The 15,658-nt window shown below is 68.4% G+C and carries 16 protein-coding genes; 12 read left to right on the forward strand and 4 right to left on the reverse strand.

Features of this window, described 5'->3' with window-relative positions:
- Positions 1-22 precede the first annotated feature (22 nt).
- Positions 23-364 carry a thioredoxin TrxA gene (gene trxA, locus ACORQU_RS09410; RefSeq protein ID WP_271647540.1) on the reverse strand — a complete coding sequence of 114 codons (342 nt, stop codon included), beginning with the start codon at positions 362-364 and terminating at the stop codon, positions 23-25.
- 223 nt (positions 365-587) lie between these two features.
- On the opposite strand from trxA, the gene rhlB reads away from it, so the two are divergent.
- The 6 genes from rhlB to ACORQU_RS09440 all read left to right on the forward strand — a co-directional run bounded on the left by rhlB (position 588) and on the right by ACORQU_RS09440 (position 5,829).
- Entirely contained in the window at positions 588-2,357 is a 1,770-nt protein-coding gene (rhlB, locus tag ACORQU_RS09415; RefSeq protein ID WP_491644840.1) for an ATP-dependent RNA helicase RhlB, read from the forward strand.
- Between the two features lie 151 nt (positions 2,358-2,508).
- Positions 2,509-3,195, forward strand: coding sequence for a cell division ATP-binding protein FtsE (gene ftsE, locus ACORQU_RS09420; RefSeq protein ID WP_491644842.1), 687 nt, complete (start codon positions 2,509-2,511; stop codon positions 3,193-3,195).
- A 34-nt stretch (positions 3,196-3,229) separates the two neighbouring features.
- A complete protein-coding gene (gene ftsX, locus ACORQU_RS09425) occupies positions 3,230-4,192 on the forward strand; it encodes a permease-like cell division protein FtsX (protein ID WP_491644844.1) in 963 nt (320 codons plus the stop codon).
- Between the two features lie 14 nt (positions 4,193-4,206).
- A complete protein-coding gene (locus ACORQU_RS09430) occupies positions 4,207-5,052 on the forward strand; it encodes a response regulator (protein WP_271647536.1) in 846 nt (281 codons plus the stop codon).
- A 10-nt stretch (positions 5,053-5,062) separates the two neighbouring features.
- Positions 5,063-5,425, forward strand: a complete 363-nt coding sequence (folB, locus tag ACORQU_RS09435) for a dihydroneopterin aldolase (protein WP_491644846.1) — start codon at positions 5,063-5,065, stop codon at positions 5,423-5,425.
- Entirely contained in the window at positions 5,422-5,829 is a 408-nt protein-coding gene (locus tag ACORQU_RS09440; protein WP_491644847.1) for a 2-amino-4-hydroxy-6-hydroxymethyldihydropteridine diphosphokinase, read from the forward strand. The genes folB and ACORQU_RS09440 overlap by 4 nt, the downstream gene beginning before the upstream one ends.
- A gap of 110 nt (positions 5,830-5,939) precedes the next feature.
- On the opposite strand, the gene ACORQU_RS09445 is transcribed toward ACORQU_RS09440, so the two are convergent.
- Positions 5,940-6,680: a pteridine reductase gene (locus tag ACORQU_RS09445; protein WP_491644849.1), complete on the reverse strand. Its 741-nt coding sequence runs from the start codon at positions 6,678-6,680 to the stop codon at positions 5,940-5,942.
- 149 nt (positions 6,681-6,829) lie between these two features.
- Here ACORQU_RS09445 and ACORQU_RS09450 point away from each other — a divergent pair, with 149 nt between their 5' ends.
- From ACORQU_RS09450 to ACORQU_RS09465, 4 genes are all read left to right on the forward strand, one after another.
- The gene (locus ACORQU_RS09450) at positions 6,830-8,056 is read left to right on the forward strand and encodes a mechanosensitive ion channel family protein (protein ID WP_491644851.1); all 1,227 of its coding nucleotides are present in this window, start codon (positions 6,830-6,832) and stop codon (positions 8,054-8,056) included.
- A 119-nt stretch (positions 8,057-8,175) separates the two neighbouring features.
- Positions 8,176-9,621, forward strand: a complete 1,446-nt coding sequence (locus ACORQU_RS09455; protein WP_491644853.1) for a circularly permuted type 2 ATP-grasp protein — start codon at positions 8,176-8,178, stop codon at positions 9,619-9,621.
- Positions 9,622-9,717: 96 nt separating this feature from the next.
- Complete coding sequence (locus tag ACORQU_RS09460) at positions 9,718-9,888, forward strand: hypothetical protein (RefSeq protein WP_491644855.1); 171 nt, start codon at positions 9,718-9,720, stop codon at positions 9,886-9,888.
- Entirely contained in the window at positions 9,888-10,829 is a 942-nt protein-coding gene (locus tag ACORQU_RS09465) for an alpha-E domain-containing protein (RefSeq protein ID WP_491644857.1), read from the forward strand. The genes ACORQU_RS09460 and ACORQU_RS09465 overlap by 1 nt, the downstream gene beginning before the upstream one ends.
- Positions 10,830-10,895: 66 nt before the next feature.
- Here the strand turns inward: ACORQU_RS09465 and ACORQU_RS09470 are convergent, their stop codons facing one another.
- Complete coding sequence (locus ACORQU_RS09470; RefSeq protein ID WP_271647530.1) at positions 10,896-11,738, reverse strand: proteasome-type protease; 843 nt, start codon at positions 11,736-11,738, stop codon at positions 10,896-10,898.
- A 151-nt stretch (positions 11,739-11,889) separates the two neighbouring features.
- Between ACORQU_RS09470 and ACORQU_RS09475 the strand changes: the two genes are divergently transcribed.
- Both ACORQU_RS09475 and ACORQU_RS09480 read left to right on the forward strand, forming a co-directional pair.
- Complete coding sequence (locus ACORQU_RS09475) at positions 11,890-13,071, forward strand: class I SAM-dependent methyltransferase (protein ID WP_491644859.1); 1,182 nt, start codon at positions 11,890-11,892, stop codon at positions 13,069-13,071.
- A complete protein-coding gene (locus ACORQU_RS09480; RefSeq protein ID WP_491644861.1) occupies positions 13,059-13,466 on the forward strand; it encodes a VanZ family protein in 408 nt (135 codons plus the stop codon). The genes ACORQU_RS09475 and ACORQU_RS09480 overlap by 13 nt, the downstream gene beginning before the upstream one ends.
- Here the strand turns inward: ACORQU_RS09480 and ACORQU_RS09485 are convergent.
- Positions 13,463-15,481, reverse strand: coding sequence for a hypothetical protein (locus ACORQU_RS09485; RefSeq protein WP_491644863.1), 2,019 nt, complete (start codon positions 15,479-15,481; stop codon positions 13,463-13,465). The genes ACORQU_RS09480 and ACORQU_RS09485 overlap by 4 nt on opposite strands.
- Positions 15,482-15,658 lie beyond the last annotated feature (177 nt).

A 15,658-nucleotide genomic window follows, 5' to 3' on the forward strand; every position in this document is an offset into this window, starting at 1 on the left:
GGAGGCGCGGCCAAGCGGGTCATCAGGCCGCCTGGGCGCCGATGGCCTTGTCGATCATCTGGGTCAGCTGCCCCTTGCCAACCGCGCCGACCTGGGTGGCCTGGACCTGGCCGTCCTTGAACAGCAGCAGCAGCGGGATATTGCGCACGTGGTACTTGATGGCCGTGGCGCGGTTGTCGTCCACGTTCAGCTTGACCACCTTCAGGCGGCCCTCGTAGCTGTTGGCCAGTTCGTCCAAGACCGGGGCGATCATCTTGCACGGACCGCACCATTCGGCCCAGAAGTCCACCAGGACGGGTTCGTCGGACTGCAATACGGCGGCGTCGAAATCGGCGTCGCCGACGTGGGTCACCTTGTCGCTCATCGGGGTCTCCATGGGGTTTTCGCGGTGCGGGGGCCGAAGATGGCCGCCAGATGCGGTAAAATTGGGGCGCTTCGCGGCCAGATCAAGCCCTGCATGCGGGGGTACGGCCGCGCCACCCGGCATCGATGTCGCCAGTTTGCGACCGTAGGTGCCGGCGATGCAAGCGGATCCCCCCGCCCCTTCAGCCTGCCGTCGCCCCTGCGCTGCGGCGCAAAGAGAATTCATGAGCGACAAGCCCCTAACCGACATCACCTTCAACTCCTTCACGCTACATCCCGACCTGCTGGCCGGGCTGGATGCGGCCGGTTTCTCACGCTGTACGCCGATCCAGGCCCTGACCTTGCCGGTGGCCTTGGCCGGCCGCGACGTGGCCGGACAGGCCCAGACCGGCACCGGCAAGACCCTGGCCTTCCTGGTCGCGGTCATGAACCGCCTGCTGACCCGGCCGGCGCTGGCCGATCGCAAGCCCGAAGATCCGCGCGCGCTGATCATGGCGCCGACCCGCGAGCTGGCCATCCAGATCCACAAGGACGCGGTGAAGTTCGGCTCGACGCTGGGCCTGCGCTTCGCGCTGGTCTACGGCGGGGTGGACTACGACAAGCAGCGTGAGCTGCTGCAGCAGGGCGTGGATATCATCATCGCCACCCCGGGCCGCCTGATCGACTACGTCAAGCAGCACAAGGTCGTCTCCCTGCACGCCTGCGAGGTGTGCGTGATGGACGAGGCCGACCGGATGTTCGACCTGGGCTTCATCAAGGACATCCGCTTCCTGCTGCGGCGCATGCCCGAGCGCACCACGCGCCAGACCCTGCTGTTCAGCGCCACCCTGAGCCACCGCGTGCTCGAGCTGGCCTACGAGCACATGAACGAGCCGGAAAAGCTCGTGGTCGAGACCGAGACCGTCACCGCCTCGCGCGTGCGCCAGCGCATGTACCTGCCGGCCGATGACGAGAAGATCCCGCTGCTGCTGGGCCTGCTCTCGCGCAGCGAGGGCGCCCGCACGATGGTGTTCGTCAACACCAAGGCCTTCGTCGAGCGCGTGGCCCGGGCCCTGGAAAAGGCCGGCTACCGCGTCGGCGTGCTGTCCGGCGACGTGCCGCAGAAAAAGCGCGAGACCCTGCTCAAGCGCTTCCAGGCCGGCCAGCTGGAGCTGCTGGTGGCCACCGATGTGGCCGCGCGCGGCCTGCACATCGACGGCATCAGCCACGTCTACAACTACGACCTGCCGTTCGATGCCGAGGACTACGTGCATCGCATCGGCCGGACCGCACGCCTGGGTGCGGAGGGCGACGCGATCAGTTTCGCCTGCGAGCGCTATGCGATGAGCCTGCCGGACATCGAGGCCTACATCGAGCAGAAGATCCCGGTCGAACCGGTCACCGCCGAACTGCTGACGCCGCTGCCGCGCCCCGAGCGCGCCGCGCCGCCGGCAGGCGAGGACGGGGAGGAGGCCGAGAGCGTCAGCGCGATCTTCCGCGAGGCCCGCGAGCAGAAGGCCGCCGACGAGGCCCGTCGTGGCGGCGGGCGTTCCAGCGGCGGCGGCCGTCGCGGTCCACGCGAGGGCGGGCGCAGTGGCGAGGGCGCCGGCAGTGGGGCGGGCAGCCGTGGTCCGCGCCCGCCGCGCCGGCCACGCGCCGAGCCCGCAGCGGACGGCGCCGCCGCGACCGTGCCGACCGAGGTCGCCGCCGACACCGTGACCACGACGTCCGTTGCCGATCCGGTCGTTGCACCCGCCGCGCCGGTGCCTGAGGGCGAGAAGCGTCCGCGCAAGCGCCGTCGTCGGCGTCACGGTCGTCCGCTGGAAGGGGGAGAGACGCCCGCCAGCGCCAACGGGGAGACCTCGTCGGCCGGCGCCGCGCCCAAGCCGCCCCGCGTAGCCAGCCCCAAGCCGCCCAAGCCGGTCCCGGCCCCTGCCGTACCTGCGCCGGCAGCCGGCAACGACTCGTTCCTGACCCGCCTGGGGCGCAAGATCAAGTCGATGGTCGGCGGCTGAGCCGGTCGACCCGGCAAGGAAAACGAAGGGCCGCTGCATGCGGCCCTTCGTGTGTCTGGGCCGCCGGTCGCCGTCGCCGCGGGCCAGTTGCGACGGATCTGCAGCCTGCGCTGGCGCACGACTCACCTGGGCATAGGCATAATCGCCGCCCATGACCGTCCTGCGCTTTGAAAACGTCAGCAAACAGTATCCCGGCGGGCACGAAGCCCTGTCGGAGATCAACTTCGAGGTGGCCGAGGGCGAGATGCTCTTCGTCACCGGCCACTCCGGCGCCGGCAAGAGCACCCTGCTCAAGCTGGTGCACCTGAGCGAGCGTCCCAGCCGCGGCGCGGTGGTGTTCGGCGAGCGCAACCTGCTCAAGGTCCGCGGCGGCAGGATCCCGCTGCACCGTCGCCACGTGGGCGCGGTCTACCAGGACCATCGCCTGCTCACCGACCGGACCGTGGCCGAGAACGTCGCCCTGCCGCTGATCCTGCGCGGCGACCGACGCGGGGACATCGGCAAGCGCGTGCGCGAGGTGCTGACCCGCCTGGGGCTGGGGCATCGCGAACGCGCGCTACCCACCCAGCTCTCGGCCGGCGAGCAGCAGCGCGTGGGCATCGCCCGGGCGATCGTCTCCGAGCCGCAGCTGCTGGTGGCCGATGAGCCGACCGGCAACCTGGACCCGACCCTGGCCGCCGAGATCATGTCGCTGTTCGCCTCCATGCCCGAGCGCGGCACCTCGGTGCTGGTGGTCAGCCACGACCTGGCCCTGATCAAGCGCATGCGCAAGCGCGTGCTGATCCTGGATCACGGGCGGCTGATGGATGACATCTCGCCCGACGACCTGGCCGAATGATGCCCATGACCCACGTATTGCCGGGAGGCCGCGCATGAACGAGCAGGCCCCCAAGATCGAGACCAACCGCCGTGCCGACGGCCCCCGCTCCGGCGTGGGCATCTGGGTGGACCAGCATCTCTACAGTTTCGTCTCCAGCCTGGGCCGCGCGCTGCGCCGGCCGTGGTCCACGGCGCTGACCATCGGCGTGATGGCCGTGGCCTTCGCCTTGCCGCTGGGGCTGTGGCTGGCGTTGGGTAACGTGCGCCACTTCGCCGGCGACGTGCAGGCGTCGCGCGAGGTGGACGTGTTCCTCAAGCTGGACACAGACGCCGCGCGGGCGCAGGCGCTGGCCGAACAGATCCGCGCCCGGCCGGATGTGGCCAGGGTGGAGCTGCGCACGCCGGCGCAGGGGCTGGCCGATTTCCGCAAGCTCAGCGGGCTGGATGCGGCCATCGATGCGCTGGACGACAACCCGCTGCCGGCCCAACTGGTCGTGATCCCCAGCGGCGATGACGCGGCGCTTGCCCAGGCCCTGGCCCAGCTGCCCGAGGCCGACGTGGTCCAGCACGACGCGGTCTGGCGCCAGCGCCTGCAGGGTTGGCTGCATTTCGGCAACCGCCTGGCCTGGGTGCTGGCCGCGCTGTTCGGGCTGGGGGCGCTGCTGGTGGTCGGCAACACGGTGCGCCTGGACATCCAGGCCCGGCGCGAGGAGATCGGCGTGCTGCAGCTGCTCGGGGCCACCGACGGCTTCATCCGGCGTCCGTTCCTCTACCTGGGCGCCTGGTATGGGCTCGGAGCCGGGTTGGTGGCGCTAGGGCTGGTGCTGGCCGCGGCCGCTGCGTTGCGCGCGCCACTGGACGCGTTGGCGCACAGCTACGGCAGCAGCTTCGCGCTGGATGGGCTGGACCCGGTGAGCGCCGGACTGGTATTAGTGGCGGCCTTGATCATCGGCTGGCTGGGGGCCTGGTGGGTGACCGGTCACTATCTGCGCCAGACCCGTCCGACCGACACCTGACCTGCCTCTCCCCCATGCCCCCACAAGACCTGCGTCATCTGATCAGCGAAGCGCCACGCGTCATGGTGGTGGACGGCTCCAAGATGGTGCGCAAGCTCATCGCCGATGTGCTCAAGCGCGACCTGCCGCAGGTCGAAGTCGTCGGCTGCGCCAGCCTGGCCGAAGCGCGCAAGGCGTTGGCCGATGGCCCGGTGGACCTGGTCACCACGGCGCTTTCGCTCAAGGGCGGCGGGACCGGCCTGGAGGTCGCCCGCGCGGTGCGCGAGGCCGCCGGGCAGGCCTACGTCCCGGTCATCGTGGTTTCCGGCGAGGCCCAGGCGCATCTCGAGGAGCGCCGCTTCACCGAGTTCGTCACCGACTACTTCGACAAGGCCCTGGGCCATGAGGCACTGGCCGCCTTCATCCACGGCTACGTGGCGCCCGAGGCCGTGCCAGGCGCCACGGTGCTGTATGTCGAGGACAGCCGCGTGGTCGCCGAGACCACCAAGCGCATGCTCGAACGCCACGATCTGAAGGTAGTCCACGTGCTGCGCGCCGAGGATGCCTTTGCCCTGCTGACCGCCGAGTCGCTGGGCATGTCGACCCACCAGTTCGACGTGGTGCTCACCGACGTGACCCTCAAGGGCGAGCTGAGCGGGGTGGACATCGTCCAGCGGGTGCGCGTGGATTTCGGCTACGGCAAGCGCCGTTTGCCGATCCTGGTGATGACCGGCGATTCCAATCGCGACAACCAGGCCGAGCTGCTGCAGAGCGGCGCCAATGACCTGGTGCTCAAGCCGATCGAGGAACGTCTGCTGGTGACCAAGGTGCTCTTCCAATTGCGCCTGGCTCGCATGGCCGGCCCGCGCGAGGACGGCTAGGACGCGCGCCATGGACGATGTGATCTTTATCGATGGACTGCGCACCCAGGCGCTGATCGGGGTCTACGACTTCGAACGCGATGCCGCCCAGCCGCTGATGTTCGACGTGGAGATGACGCTCGACACGCGTCGTGCCGGTGACAGCGATGTGCTCGAGGACACGGTGGATTACGCGGTGGTCGCGCAGACCATCGAATCGATCTGCGCCCAGTCGGGCTTTGCCCTGGTCGAGGCACTGGCCGAAACGATCGCCACGCGGCTGCTGCACGACTTCCCCATCGCCCAGGTGATGCTGCGGGTGACCAAGCCGCAGGCGGTCCCGGCCGCGCGCGGAGTCGGCGTGCGCATCGTGCGACGTCGGAGCGCGGCATGAAGACCCGCCGTTACGTGCTGCTGCTGGGCAGCAGCCTGGACACGCCGCAGGCGCTGGATGACGCGCGCGCCGCGCTGGCCATGCATGGCCTGCTCGAGGTCGCCTCGGCGCGGGTCGAAGGCCCCAGCGTCAACCCGGCCGACGCGCGACGCTTTCACAACCAGGCCGTCGCCCTGGCGACAGGGCTGCCGCGTGAGGCGCTGGTGGCGACGCTCAAGCAGATCGAGACGGCCTTGGGGCGCACGCCGCAGGCAGCGCAGTGCGTGATCGATATCGACCTGGCTTGCGAGTGCGATGCCCACGGCATCGTGCTGTGGCGCGACGATGCCAAGCTCGGCCATCCGCTGTTCGTGGACCTGATGCAGAACGTGCTCGACCAGCTGCGCGGGACCGCGTTGGCTTAGATGGAGTAGGAGCCGCCATGGCGGTGAAGGGGCCTTCCCTTTAGTGCGCCATCGCCGTCGTGGCGGCTCCCACACAGGCAGACCCTTGCCACACGAGCACAAACCGTCCGCTAGACGAACACCGAGCGCCCGCCGTCGATGGCGACGATCTGGCCATTGACGTACGCGTTACCGTCGATCAGCCAGCGCACGGCCGAGACGATGTCATCCGGCGCGCCCTGGCGCTGCAGCGGCACGCGCTGTTCCAGGACAGCCTGGGTCTCGGCCTTGACCGGATTCTCCGACCACAGGATGTTGCCTGGCGCGATGGCGTTGACCCGCACTTGCGGGCCGAGTTCGCGTGCCAGCGACTGGGTCATCATCACCAGCGCGGCCTTGGCCATGCAGTAGAGGGTGTGCTCGGGTAGCGGGCGCTGCGCGTAGATGTCGGCGATGCTGACGATCGCCCCGCCGCTTGCCTTCAGGTGCGGCGCGGCGGCCTGCGACAGGAAGAACGGTGCGCGTGCGTTGGAGGCGAACAGTTCGTCCCACTGCGCCGGCGTCGCGCTGCCCACCGGCGTGGCGTAGTAGGCCGAGGCGTTATTGATGAGTGCATCGAGCCGACCGAAGCGCTGCACCGTGTTCTCGACCAGCGCCGGCAGGCACGCAACGTCGCCCAGTTCGGCCTGCAACAGCAGCGTGCTGCCGGGTCGCGCGGCTTCCAGTTCGGCGGCGAGTGCGTGCATGGCGTCGATCGAGCCGCGGTAGTGCAGGCCCAGTGCGTAGCCATCGGCGTGCAGCGCACGCGCGATGGCCGCGCCGATACGCTTGGCGGCGCCGGTGATCAGGGCAACGCGGGGCGGTGGAGGCATGGCGGTGGCACCCGGACGGAAGGCCTGGCAATTGTGGCATCACGGATGTCGGCGACGGGTGCGCGGGGACAGGGCGTTACACTGTACGACTGCGATGGCGTGTCCTGCCCGCCGTGATGTCGCAGCTCCGTGCCGACCGAGGACCCACGATGCTCGATGACCTGGAGGCCTTGCGCGTTGCGCTCGCGCCGTATCCCCATGCTTACACGCTGCTCGCCGTGGCCGCGTTGCTGCTGGCGTCCTTCGCCGCCAACTGGCTGACCAAACGCGTGCTGCTGCGCGCCTTGCGTCGCGCCCTGGCGGCCTCGCCGTTCGCGTCCGAAGACGAGGGCATGCGGCTGTCGGTGATTCCGCGCCTGGCCAATGCCGTGCCCGCCTTGGTGCTGTATGCCGGGGTGCGGGCCGTCCCGGAACTGCCGCCGCTGCTGGTGGAAGTGGTGCGCAACGTGTGCGCGGCCTTCATCGTGCTGACCGTGGCCCTGTCGGTTTCGCGCGCGCTGGACTTGGCCAACTTGGTCTACCTGCGCCGTCCCGATGCACACAGCAAGCCGATCAAGGGCTATCTCCAGGTGCTGAAGATCATGCTGTTCGCACTGGCAGGGGTGCTGATGGTCGCGACTCTGATCGATCAAAACCCGATGGTGCTGCTGTCAGGCCTCGGCGCGATGATGGCGGTGCTGATCCTGGTGTTCCAGGATACCTTGCTGTCGCTGGTGGCCAGTGTGCAGATCGCCAGCAACGACATGGTGCGCGTTGGCGACTGGGTCGAAATGCCCTCGCAGCATGCCGATGGCGACGTGGTCGACATCGCGCTGCATACCGTCAAGATCCAGAACTGGGACAAGTCCATCAGCACGGTGCCGACCAAGAAGCTGATCACCGAATCGTTCAAGAACTGGCGCGGCATGACCGAAGCCGGCGGGCGCCGCATCAAGCGCGCCGTGTATCTTGACCAGCACAGCGTGGTGTTTCTCGATGCGCGCCTGCAGGACCGGCTGGCGGCCTCGCCGCTGCTGGGCGACTACCTGGCGCGCAAGGGGCGTGAACTGGCCCAAGCCAACGCCGGCCTGGAGGCCGGGGTGGTCCAGGCGCGTCGCCTGACCAACCTGGGGACCTTTCGCGCCTATGTGGAGCATTACCTTCGCGAGCATCCGGACATCCACCAGGACATGACCTTGCTGGTCCGACAGCTGGAGCCTGGGCGCAGCGGCATCCCGATCGAACTGTATTGCTTCACCCGCAGCACTGCCTGGAACGTATACGAGGGGGTGCAGGCCGACATCTTCGATCACCTGCTGGCGGTGCTGCCGCAGTTTGGGCTGCGCGTTTTCCAGGACCTGGGCGATCCCGGAGCGCTGCAGCGCATGGCGTCCTGAGCCGGGGGGCGCGCACGCCGCACGCGTTGCTTGACGCCCATCATGGTTTGCGGGCATGTTGGGGTTCACCCCTGTCGCACCTGCTTTCCGCTGGCTGCAAGGGCATCGGAATGGAGCGAATGGACTGGGCGCAATACCGCAGTTCCACCTTTGACGAGCTGATCCAGGCCGATGGCGTTCCGCGTCCCGCAGCGAGGCGCCTGGTGGAATACCTGGGTGGTCTGAATGGTCGCGACATCGCCGAGCGCCAGGTGGCCGCCGACGTCATCGCCCGGGTCATGGGCATTACCTTCACCGTGTATTCCGACGGTCGCAACGTCGACCGCACGCTGCCATTCGACCTGATCCCGCGCGTGATTCCGCGCACCGAATGGGAGCACACCGAGGCCGGTCTCAAGCAGCGCATGCGTGCGCTCAACCTGTTCATCGGCGATATCTACGGCAAGCAGCAGATCGTCAAGGACAAGGTGTTCCCGGCGATGCTGCTCAAGGCCTCGGTCAACTTCCGCACCCAGTGCGTGGGGGTGACGCCGCCGTTGGGCGTGTGGGCGCATATCTGCGGTTCGGACCTGGTGCGCGACGGCGATGGCACGCTGTATGCGCTGGAGGACAACCTGCGCATTCCCTCCGGCGTGAGCTACATGCTGGAAAACCGCATGGTCGCCAAGCGCGTGTTCCCGGAGCTGTTCGAGACCAGCTCGATCCTGCCGGTGGACGAATATCCCAGCCAGCTCTACGACACCCTGGCGGCGCTCTCGCCGCGCCCCGGCGATGCCCCGGTGATCGCATTGCTCACCCCGGGCGTGTTCAACAGCGCCTATTTCGAGCACGCCTACCTGGCCCAGGCGATGGGCATCGAGCTGGTCGAGGGTTCTGACCTGTTCGTGGCCGACGACGACTGCACCTACATGCGCACGGTCTACGGCCCACAGCGCGTGGATGTGATCTACCGTCGAGTGGACGACCTGTTCATCGATCCGGAGGTGTTCCATCCCGATTCGGTGCTGGGCGTGCCGGGCCTGATCCGCAGCTGGCGCGCCGGCAGGGTGGCGCTGGCCAATGCGCCGGGCGCTGGGGTGGCCGATGACAAGGTGGTCTTCGCCTACGTGCCCAAGATGATCAAGTACTACCTGGACGAAGAGCCGATCCTGCCCAACGTGCCCAGCTACCTGTGCCATGACGCCAAGGACCGCCAGTACGTGCTGGACAACTTGGACAAGCTGGTGGTCAAGCCGGCCAACGAGTCCGGGGGCTACGGCATGCTGATCGGTCCGCGGGCCAGCAAGGCCGAGCGCGAGACATTCCGCGAGCTGATCCAGGCCGACCCGCGCAACTACATGGCCCAGCCCACACTGAGCCTGTCCACCGCGCCGATCGTGACCGACGACGGTCCTTCGCCACGGCATCTGGACCTGCGCCCGTTCATCCTCTCGCGTGAGGACACCTACGTGACCACCGGCGGGCTGACCCGCGTGGCGATGACGCCGGGTTCGCTGGTGGTCAACTCCTCGCAAGGCGGCGGCGCCAAGGACACCTGGGTGGTCGATGCCGACGAAGAAGGCTAAAGGGCTTGCTGCCGCGGCTGGCGTGGGCCACGCCATGCCTGCGGGGGCACGGGGCACGGAAGAACGAGGAAATGTATGTCGCGACATGATCGAGTGATGACCCTGCAACGTGCCCACGCAGGCGCGGCCCTTCGGGCTGCCGTGCCCGGCGGCCATGCGCTCGCGCGCGCCTTGGACAGGCGGCCAGCCTGTCGCGGCGGCTCGCTCAATCACCTGACCGTCAGGCACGACAACGTGACCCACTCCAACCACGGCAGCACGCCCTGATGTTGTCCCGCGTCGCAGACAACCTGTACTGGTTCAGCCGCTATGTGCGGCGCGCCGAAAACACCGCGCGCCTGGTCGGCGTGGGCAGCACGCTGCAGCTGGACCTGCCACGCTCGGTGCGGTTCACCTGGCGGCCGATGATCGACACAGTCGGCGCGGGTGAGATCTTCACCAGCCTGCACCCGGATGCCGGCAGCGACGTGGCCGACGTGGACGTCATCCGCTTTCTGCTGCTGGACGAGCAGAACGGCTCATCGTTGAAGGTGTCCTTGGTCAACGCGCGCGAATTGCTGCGCAGCATCCGCGACACCCTTCCCCAGGAGGTGTGGGAAGCGGTCAACGACCTGCACCTGTATGTGGAGAGCAGCGGCGAGCGCGCGCTGCAGCGTCGCTACCGCCTGGACTTCATCAACCGCATCGTCGATGGCTGCCTGAAGGTCTCCGGCCTGCTTTCGGCCAACGTCAGCCGCGACATCGGCTACCAGTTCCTGCGCCTGGGCACCGGCATCGAGCAGGCCGACATGACCACGCGCATCATCGATGCCGGGGCTTCGGGCCTGATCACGCCGCGTACCGAGGACGACCGCGAGGCCTTCCGCAACATGCAATGGATGGCGGTCCTGCGTTCGCTGGCCGCCTACCAGATGTACCGTCGGCACATCCGCCAGCGCGTCACCGGCGAGCACGCATTGCGCTTTCTGCTACAGAACACCGAGTTCCCGCGCAGCGTGCAGTTCTGCTTGACCCGGGCCCAGCACGTACTGCCTTCGATGCCGCCGCGGCCGGCGGTGGATCGACATCTGAACCGGGTGGTCGGGATGATCCGCAACGCCGATCCGGTGTGGCTGGCGGCGAAGAATCCGGCCGGTTTCATGGACGAGGTGCAGGTGCATCTGAGCCGCCTGCACGACGCCGTCGTCGAGGGCTACTTCTACAACTAGCGAAGAGGTGTGCCGGGGAAGCGTGCTACCCAGTCGTCCCTGCGCTAGGGTCTGAAAAGTGGATGGTTACTGCTGGCCGGACTCATCGCCCGGATCCGGGCGCGCGGCAATGCGCCTGGGCGGTGCGACCGGCGCGCGCGCAGGGCCATCGTCCTCGTCACCGGCATCCCCGCGCGGGGCCTCCCACGGAAACCGGGGCAGGGTGCGCACCGCGTTTTCCAGCTTGCGCGACCAGGTGTCGTGGATCTCCGCATAGAGCGGGGTATCGGCTTCCAAGCGCATCTGCTGGGTGATCCGCAGATCGCCGGCGCGGATGACGGCCATATCCACCGGCATGCCGACCGAGAGGTTGGAACGGATGGTCGAGTCCAGCGAGACTAGCGCGCAGCGCGCCGCATCTTCCAGCGTGGTCTCGGGGCGCAGGATGCGGTCCAGGATCGGTTTGCCGTACTTGGACTCGCCGATCTGCAGGTAGGGTGTTTCGGGCGAGGTGGCGATGCAGTTGCCCAGCGGGTAGACCATGTACAGCCCGGGCCGCTCGCCGGCGACCTGGCCACCCAGGATCAGGGTGGACTGCACGCTGACGCCGCTGTGCTGGGCCTGGTCGCCCACCGCCACCTGGCTGGACACCAGAACCTCGCCCACATACTCGGCCACTTCGTAGAGATGCTTGAAGCTGCGCAGGCTGCGGGTGCAGTCCGGATCCTCGGCGTCGCGCTTCAGGCGCGAGATGGTCAGTTGCGTGGTCGCCAGGTTGCCCGCGGACATGATCACGAACACCCGGTCGCCGGGATATTCGAAGATATGCATCTTGCGGTAGACGCGCACGTCGTCAAACGAAGCGCTGGTCCTGGTGTCCGCGGCGAAGACCAGGCCTTCGTCCACTTCGATGCCGACGCAGTAGGTCATGTCAAAGCCGGGGAAAAGTGCACCTTGGATCATAGGGAAGGCATCCGGTGCTGGCTAGGGCCATTGCCCGACTGCATTCACGCGATCCGCGCAACGCAGCTGGCAGCGCCGCGTAACATGGCGTTCTTTGTTGAGAAGCCCCCTCACCTGCATGAACGATCTTCCTCTTCCCGATGCCGACGCGCTGGCCCACAGCGACCGCTTGGCCACGCTGATCCGTAGCGAAATCAACGCCTCTGGCGGGTCGGTGCCGTTCTCCCGCTTCATGGAGCGCTGCTTGTACACGCCAGGGCTGGGGTATTACAGCGCCGGTGCGGAGAAGTTCGGCGAGGCGGGTGATTTCGTCACCGCCCCGGAGCTGGGCCCGCTGTTTGCCAGCGCGGTGTCCCAGGCCGTAGCGCCGGTCCTGCAGCAGCTGGGTCCGGAATGCTGCTTCCTGGAGATCGGCGGCGGCAGCGGGGCTTTTGCCGAGGTGATGCTCAAGCGACTGCTGCAGCTGGACGCGATGCCGGCCAAATACTGGATCCTGGAGCCCAGCGCGGACCTGCGTGAGCGCCAGCGCGAGCGCCTGGGCCGGCGCCTGATTCCGCCGGTGTTCGATTGCGTGGAATGGCTGGACACGCCGCCCAACGAGGCCTGGAACGGCGTGGTGTTCGCCAACGAGGTCATCGATGCGCTGCCCACGCCACGCTTCACCCTGCGCGAGGGCGAGGTGTTCGAAGAGCACGTCGCCCTGGATGGGGAGGGGCGCTTCGTGGCCACCGATCGCCCGGCCGACCCGCTGCTGGCCGCCGCCGTGCGCCATGTCGAGCGTGCGCGCGATGTCCTGTTCGAGGACGGCTACCGCGCCGAACTCCTGCCGCAGCTGCCGTACTGGGTGCAGGCGGTGATCGGCGGCCTGCAGGCCGGCGCGATGCTGTTCTGCGATTACGGTTACCCGCGCAAGGAGTACTACCTGGAACAGCGCAACGGCGGCACTACGCGCGCCTTCTACCGGCATCGGATGCACGCGGACGTGTATCGGTGGCCCGGACTGCAGGACATCACCGCCTCGGTGGACTTCACCGCGCTGGCCGAGGCCGGCACCGGGGCCGGCTTCGAGCTGGCGGGCTACGCCACCCAGGCCGGCTTCCTGATCGGCAATGGGCTGATGGATCGCCTGGGCGAGGCCGAGGCGCGCATGGACGAGGCCGGCAAGCTGCGCCTGCGCAACGAGTTCAAGAAGCTCACCTTGCCCAACGAGATGGGCGAGCGCTTTCAGTTCATGGGATTTGCGCGGGACTGCAACTTCGAGGCCGCCTTCCTGTCCGGAGATCTGACATGGCGGCTGTGAGCGGCGGTGCCGTGAAGCCGCTGCGCTGGCCCGGTTTCTGGCTGGGGCTGTGGGGCGTGGCGATGGCCGTGGTGGTGACCGTGTGCCTGCTGCCCGGCCAGGACATCCCCGAAGTCCCGCTGGGCTGGGACAAGGTGGAGCACGCCACGGCGTTCTTCGCCCTGTCGGTCTGCGCGGTGCAGCTGTTCGCCACACGCCGGGCGCTGTGGCGCGCGGCGGCGTGGCTGGTGATCCTGGGGGTGCTGATCGAATTCATGCAGGGCTGGTTCACTGCCGACCGCACCCCGGATCCGACCGACGCCCTGGCCGACGCCGCGGGCGTCCTGCTGGGCCTGTGCGTGGCCCTGACCCCGGCCCGCGACCTGCTGCTGAAGCTGTTCCCGCGCCGCGCCTAGCGCGCGGTGGCGGCGGTGTAGGGCGCCATGTAGGTGCCCAGGCGTTCGTGCTGCAGGGTGGTGGCGGCCTGTGCCCAGTCCACCGGCTTGCCGGCGGCCAGGGCCTGCAGCACCGCGACGATGGACAGTTCTACCTCGGGGATGTCGGTGGCCGCGGCCAGGTGCTGGCGCTGATCGATGGCCGCGAACATCACCGCGTTGGCCTCGGCGTAGGTCAGCGGCGCGGTGGTGCCGTGCGTCTGGCGCCAGGCCGGGCTGTCCAGCGCGCCGTTGACCAGCGACTGGATCAGGTAGGTCGCGCGTCCATAGAGCTTGAGGTTGCCTGGCTGCACCGCGGTCATGGTGTTGCCGACCACGCGCCCGAGCTTGGCCATCACCCCGGTGGAGTGGGCGTTGAGCAGCATCTTCAGCACGATGGTCTGATTGAGGGCGAACGGATCGCGCTGCGGCACGGTGACCGCGACCACGGTGGCCTGCGGGGCGGCCGCGTGCACCGAGCGATCCAGCGGCTGGTCGGAGACCGAGAACACCACCTGGTGCGCCTTGGCTGTCGCGATCTGCTCCAGCCACCGGCGGCCGACGGGCGAGACCGCCTCGTGCCCCAGCAGCACCAGGGCGCCCAGGTCACCGGCCTGCGGCCCGGCGTGGTCCAGGTTGTGTGGGGAGACCGACAGGTCGTACAGCGCCTGCTCGTCGGCGCCGGCCGAGGCCAGGCTGTGCAGCGCCGCGCCGCGCAGATAGGCATCGTCGATGTCGTGTTGGAAAGGTCCGGAATACAGCGCCGGGTCCAGCCCGTGGAAGGGCCGGTGCAGCAGTGCGTCCCAGGCTGCCCGCGGGTCGTCCACCGGCGCCCAGACCTGGATCCAGGATCGGCGCGGATCGGCATCGCGGCGGTCCAGCGGCGCCAGGCGAAAGGTCGGCGCGCGTTCGGTCACATCCACGAACACCGCCATCAGCGCGCGCTGGGCCAGGTAGGTGGCGTGGTGGCCGTCGCGGTAGGTGCTGGCCTCCAGGTCGGTCCAGGCCGATAGCTGCGGCGCGGCCGCCGCGGCGATGCGTTGCAGGCTGGAAAAGGTACGCAGGCGGTCAGCCAGCGTGGTGCCCGGATCGAAGCCCAGCGAGGCGAGCTGGGCCGGCGCGAGGATGGGCGCGAGCAGTCGCTGGACCGCGTCTTCCATCACCGCGCCCAGCGCGTAGAGGCTGGTGGTGGTGGCCTGCATGCGGGTCGAGCCGGTGATGGCCTGTGGGCCGGTGGCCAGCTCGATCTTGCCGATGCGCGCATCGTCCAGGACCGCGCGGCTGCGCTCGAACGGGCGCAGCACGGTGTTCGGGTTGTTATAGACGAACCAAGTGCGGCCCTGCGCGCGGCCGGGCTGTGCGGCCGCGGCCAGCGCGGTGCCGATCACCGCCGAGGTCTCGCCGCCTTCGGTCACCGCGAAGACCACATCCTGCGGCGCGATGTGGTTGTCCTGCAATTGCAGTCTGCCGATGAGCTGCAGGTCCTCGAAGCCTTCCAGCGAGGAGATCAGCGCGCGATCGCCGCCGGTGATCTCGCCGCGCACGCGCGCGTCGAGGCCGGGGTACTTGGCGCTGATGGTTTTCCACAGATCAGGATGCTCGTTGGCCACGCGCTCCCAGAACGGACGCCACAGGCCGCTTTCCAGCGTTTCGGCCAGGCGCCCGGTCGAGCCGGTGCCGTAGAAATAGATCCGATGCCCCTCGCGCAGCGCCTGTTGCACCGCACCCGACGCGGCCTGCAGCTGGCCCAGGCGCGCCGGGTCGATGGCCACGGCGTTCATCGTGGCGGTGACGTCCTGATCCACCGAAAGCAGTTCGCGCAGGCCGGCGGTGGTGTCCTCGGCGATGACCTGACTGAGGTCCATCGTGCGCGGATGGCGCTGTTCGGTCAGCAGCGTGTGCAGCTGGAACTGCTGCCTGTGCTGGACATAGTCGATCGACTGCGCCGAGGGCGTGACGCCCAGGCGGTCATCGGCGTGCGCGAGGAGCGGCAGCATGCTGGTGGACAGGCAGGCGACAAGAGCCATGGACGAAAATACGCGCAGAACCATCAGGACAGACCCTCGCAAGGCATGGCGCCGAAGCTGGCGCAGCGGACATGTTCCAACGTGGGTCACCACGATATAACACGCAGCTGCCGCATCGGCATGACCGCGGCCGACGTTCGCACGATG

The organism is Pseudoxanthomonas sp. JC1303, from assembly GCF_058448525.1.

Excerpts from the sequence above, each read along its gene's own strand:
- ACORQU_RS09485 (WP_491644863.1), bottom strand. The coding sequence starts at position 15,481 with ATGCTGCCGCTCCTCGCGCACGCCGATGACCGCCTGGGCGTCACGCCC.
- ACORQU_RS09465 (WP_491644857.1), top strand. The coding sequence starts at position 9,888 with ATGTTGTCCCGCGTCGCAGACAACCTGTACTGGTTCAGCCGCTATGTG.
- trxA (WP_271647540.1), bottom strand. The coding sequence starts at position 364 with ATGAGCGACAAGGTGACCCACGTCGGCGACGCCGATTTCGACGCCGCC.
- ACORQU_RS09475 (WP_491644859.1), top strand. The coding sequence starts at position 11,890 with ATGAACGATCTTCCTCTTCCCGATGCCGACGCGCTGGCCCACAGCGAC.
- rhlB (WP_491644840.1), top strand. The coding sequence starts at position 588 with ATGAGCGACAAGCCCCTAACCGACATCACCTTCAACTCCTTCACGCTA.
- ACORQU_RS09445 (WP_491644849.1), bottom strand. The coding sequence starts at position 6,680 with ATGCCTCCACCGCCCCGCGTTGCCCTGATCACCGGCGCCGCCAAGCGT.
- ftsE (WP_491644842.1), top strand. The coding sequence starts at position 2,509 with ATGACCGTCCTGCGCTTTGAAAACGTCAGCAAACAGTATCCCGGCGGG.
- ftsX (WP_491644844.1), top strand. The coding sequence starts at position 3,230 with ATGAACGAGCAGGCCCCCAAGATCGAGACCAACCGCCGTGCCGACGGC.
- ACORQU_RS09480 (WP_491644861.1), top strand. The coding sequence starts at position 13,059 with ATGGCGGCTGTGAGCGGCGGTGCCGTGAAGCCGCTGCGCTGGCCCGGT.
- ACORQU_RS09470 (WP_271647530.1), bottom strand. The coding sequence starts at position 11,738 with ATGACCTACTGCGTCGGCATCGAAGTGGACGAAGGCCTGGTCTTCGCC.
- folB (WP_491644846.1), top strand. The coding sequence starts at position 5,063 with ATGGACGATGTGATCTTTATCGATGGACTGCGCACCCAGGCGCTGATC.
- ACORQU_RS09455 (WP_491644853.1), top strand. The coding sequence starts at position 8,176 with ATGGACTGGGCGCAATACCGCAGTTCCACCTTTGACGAGCTGATCCAG.
- ACORQU_RS09450 (WP_491644851.1), top strand. The coding sequence starts at position 6,830 with ATGCTCGATGACCTGGAGGCCTTGCGCGTTGCGCTCGCGCCGTATCCC.
- ACORQU_RS09460 (WP_491644855.1), top strand. The coding sequence starts at position 9,718 with ATGACCCTGCAACGTGCCCACGCAGGCGCGGCCCTTCGGGCTGCCGTG.
- ACORQU_RS09440 (WP_491644847.1), top strand. The coding sequence starts at position 5,422 with ATGAAGACCCGCCGTTACGTGCTGCTGCTGGGCAGCAGCCTGGACACG.
- ACORQU_RS09430 (WP_271647536.1), top strand. The coding sequence starts at position 4,207 with ATGCCCCCACAAGACCTGCGTCATCTGATCAGCGAAGCGCCACGCGTC.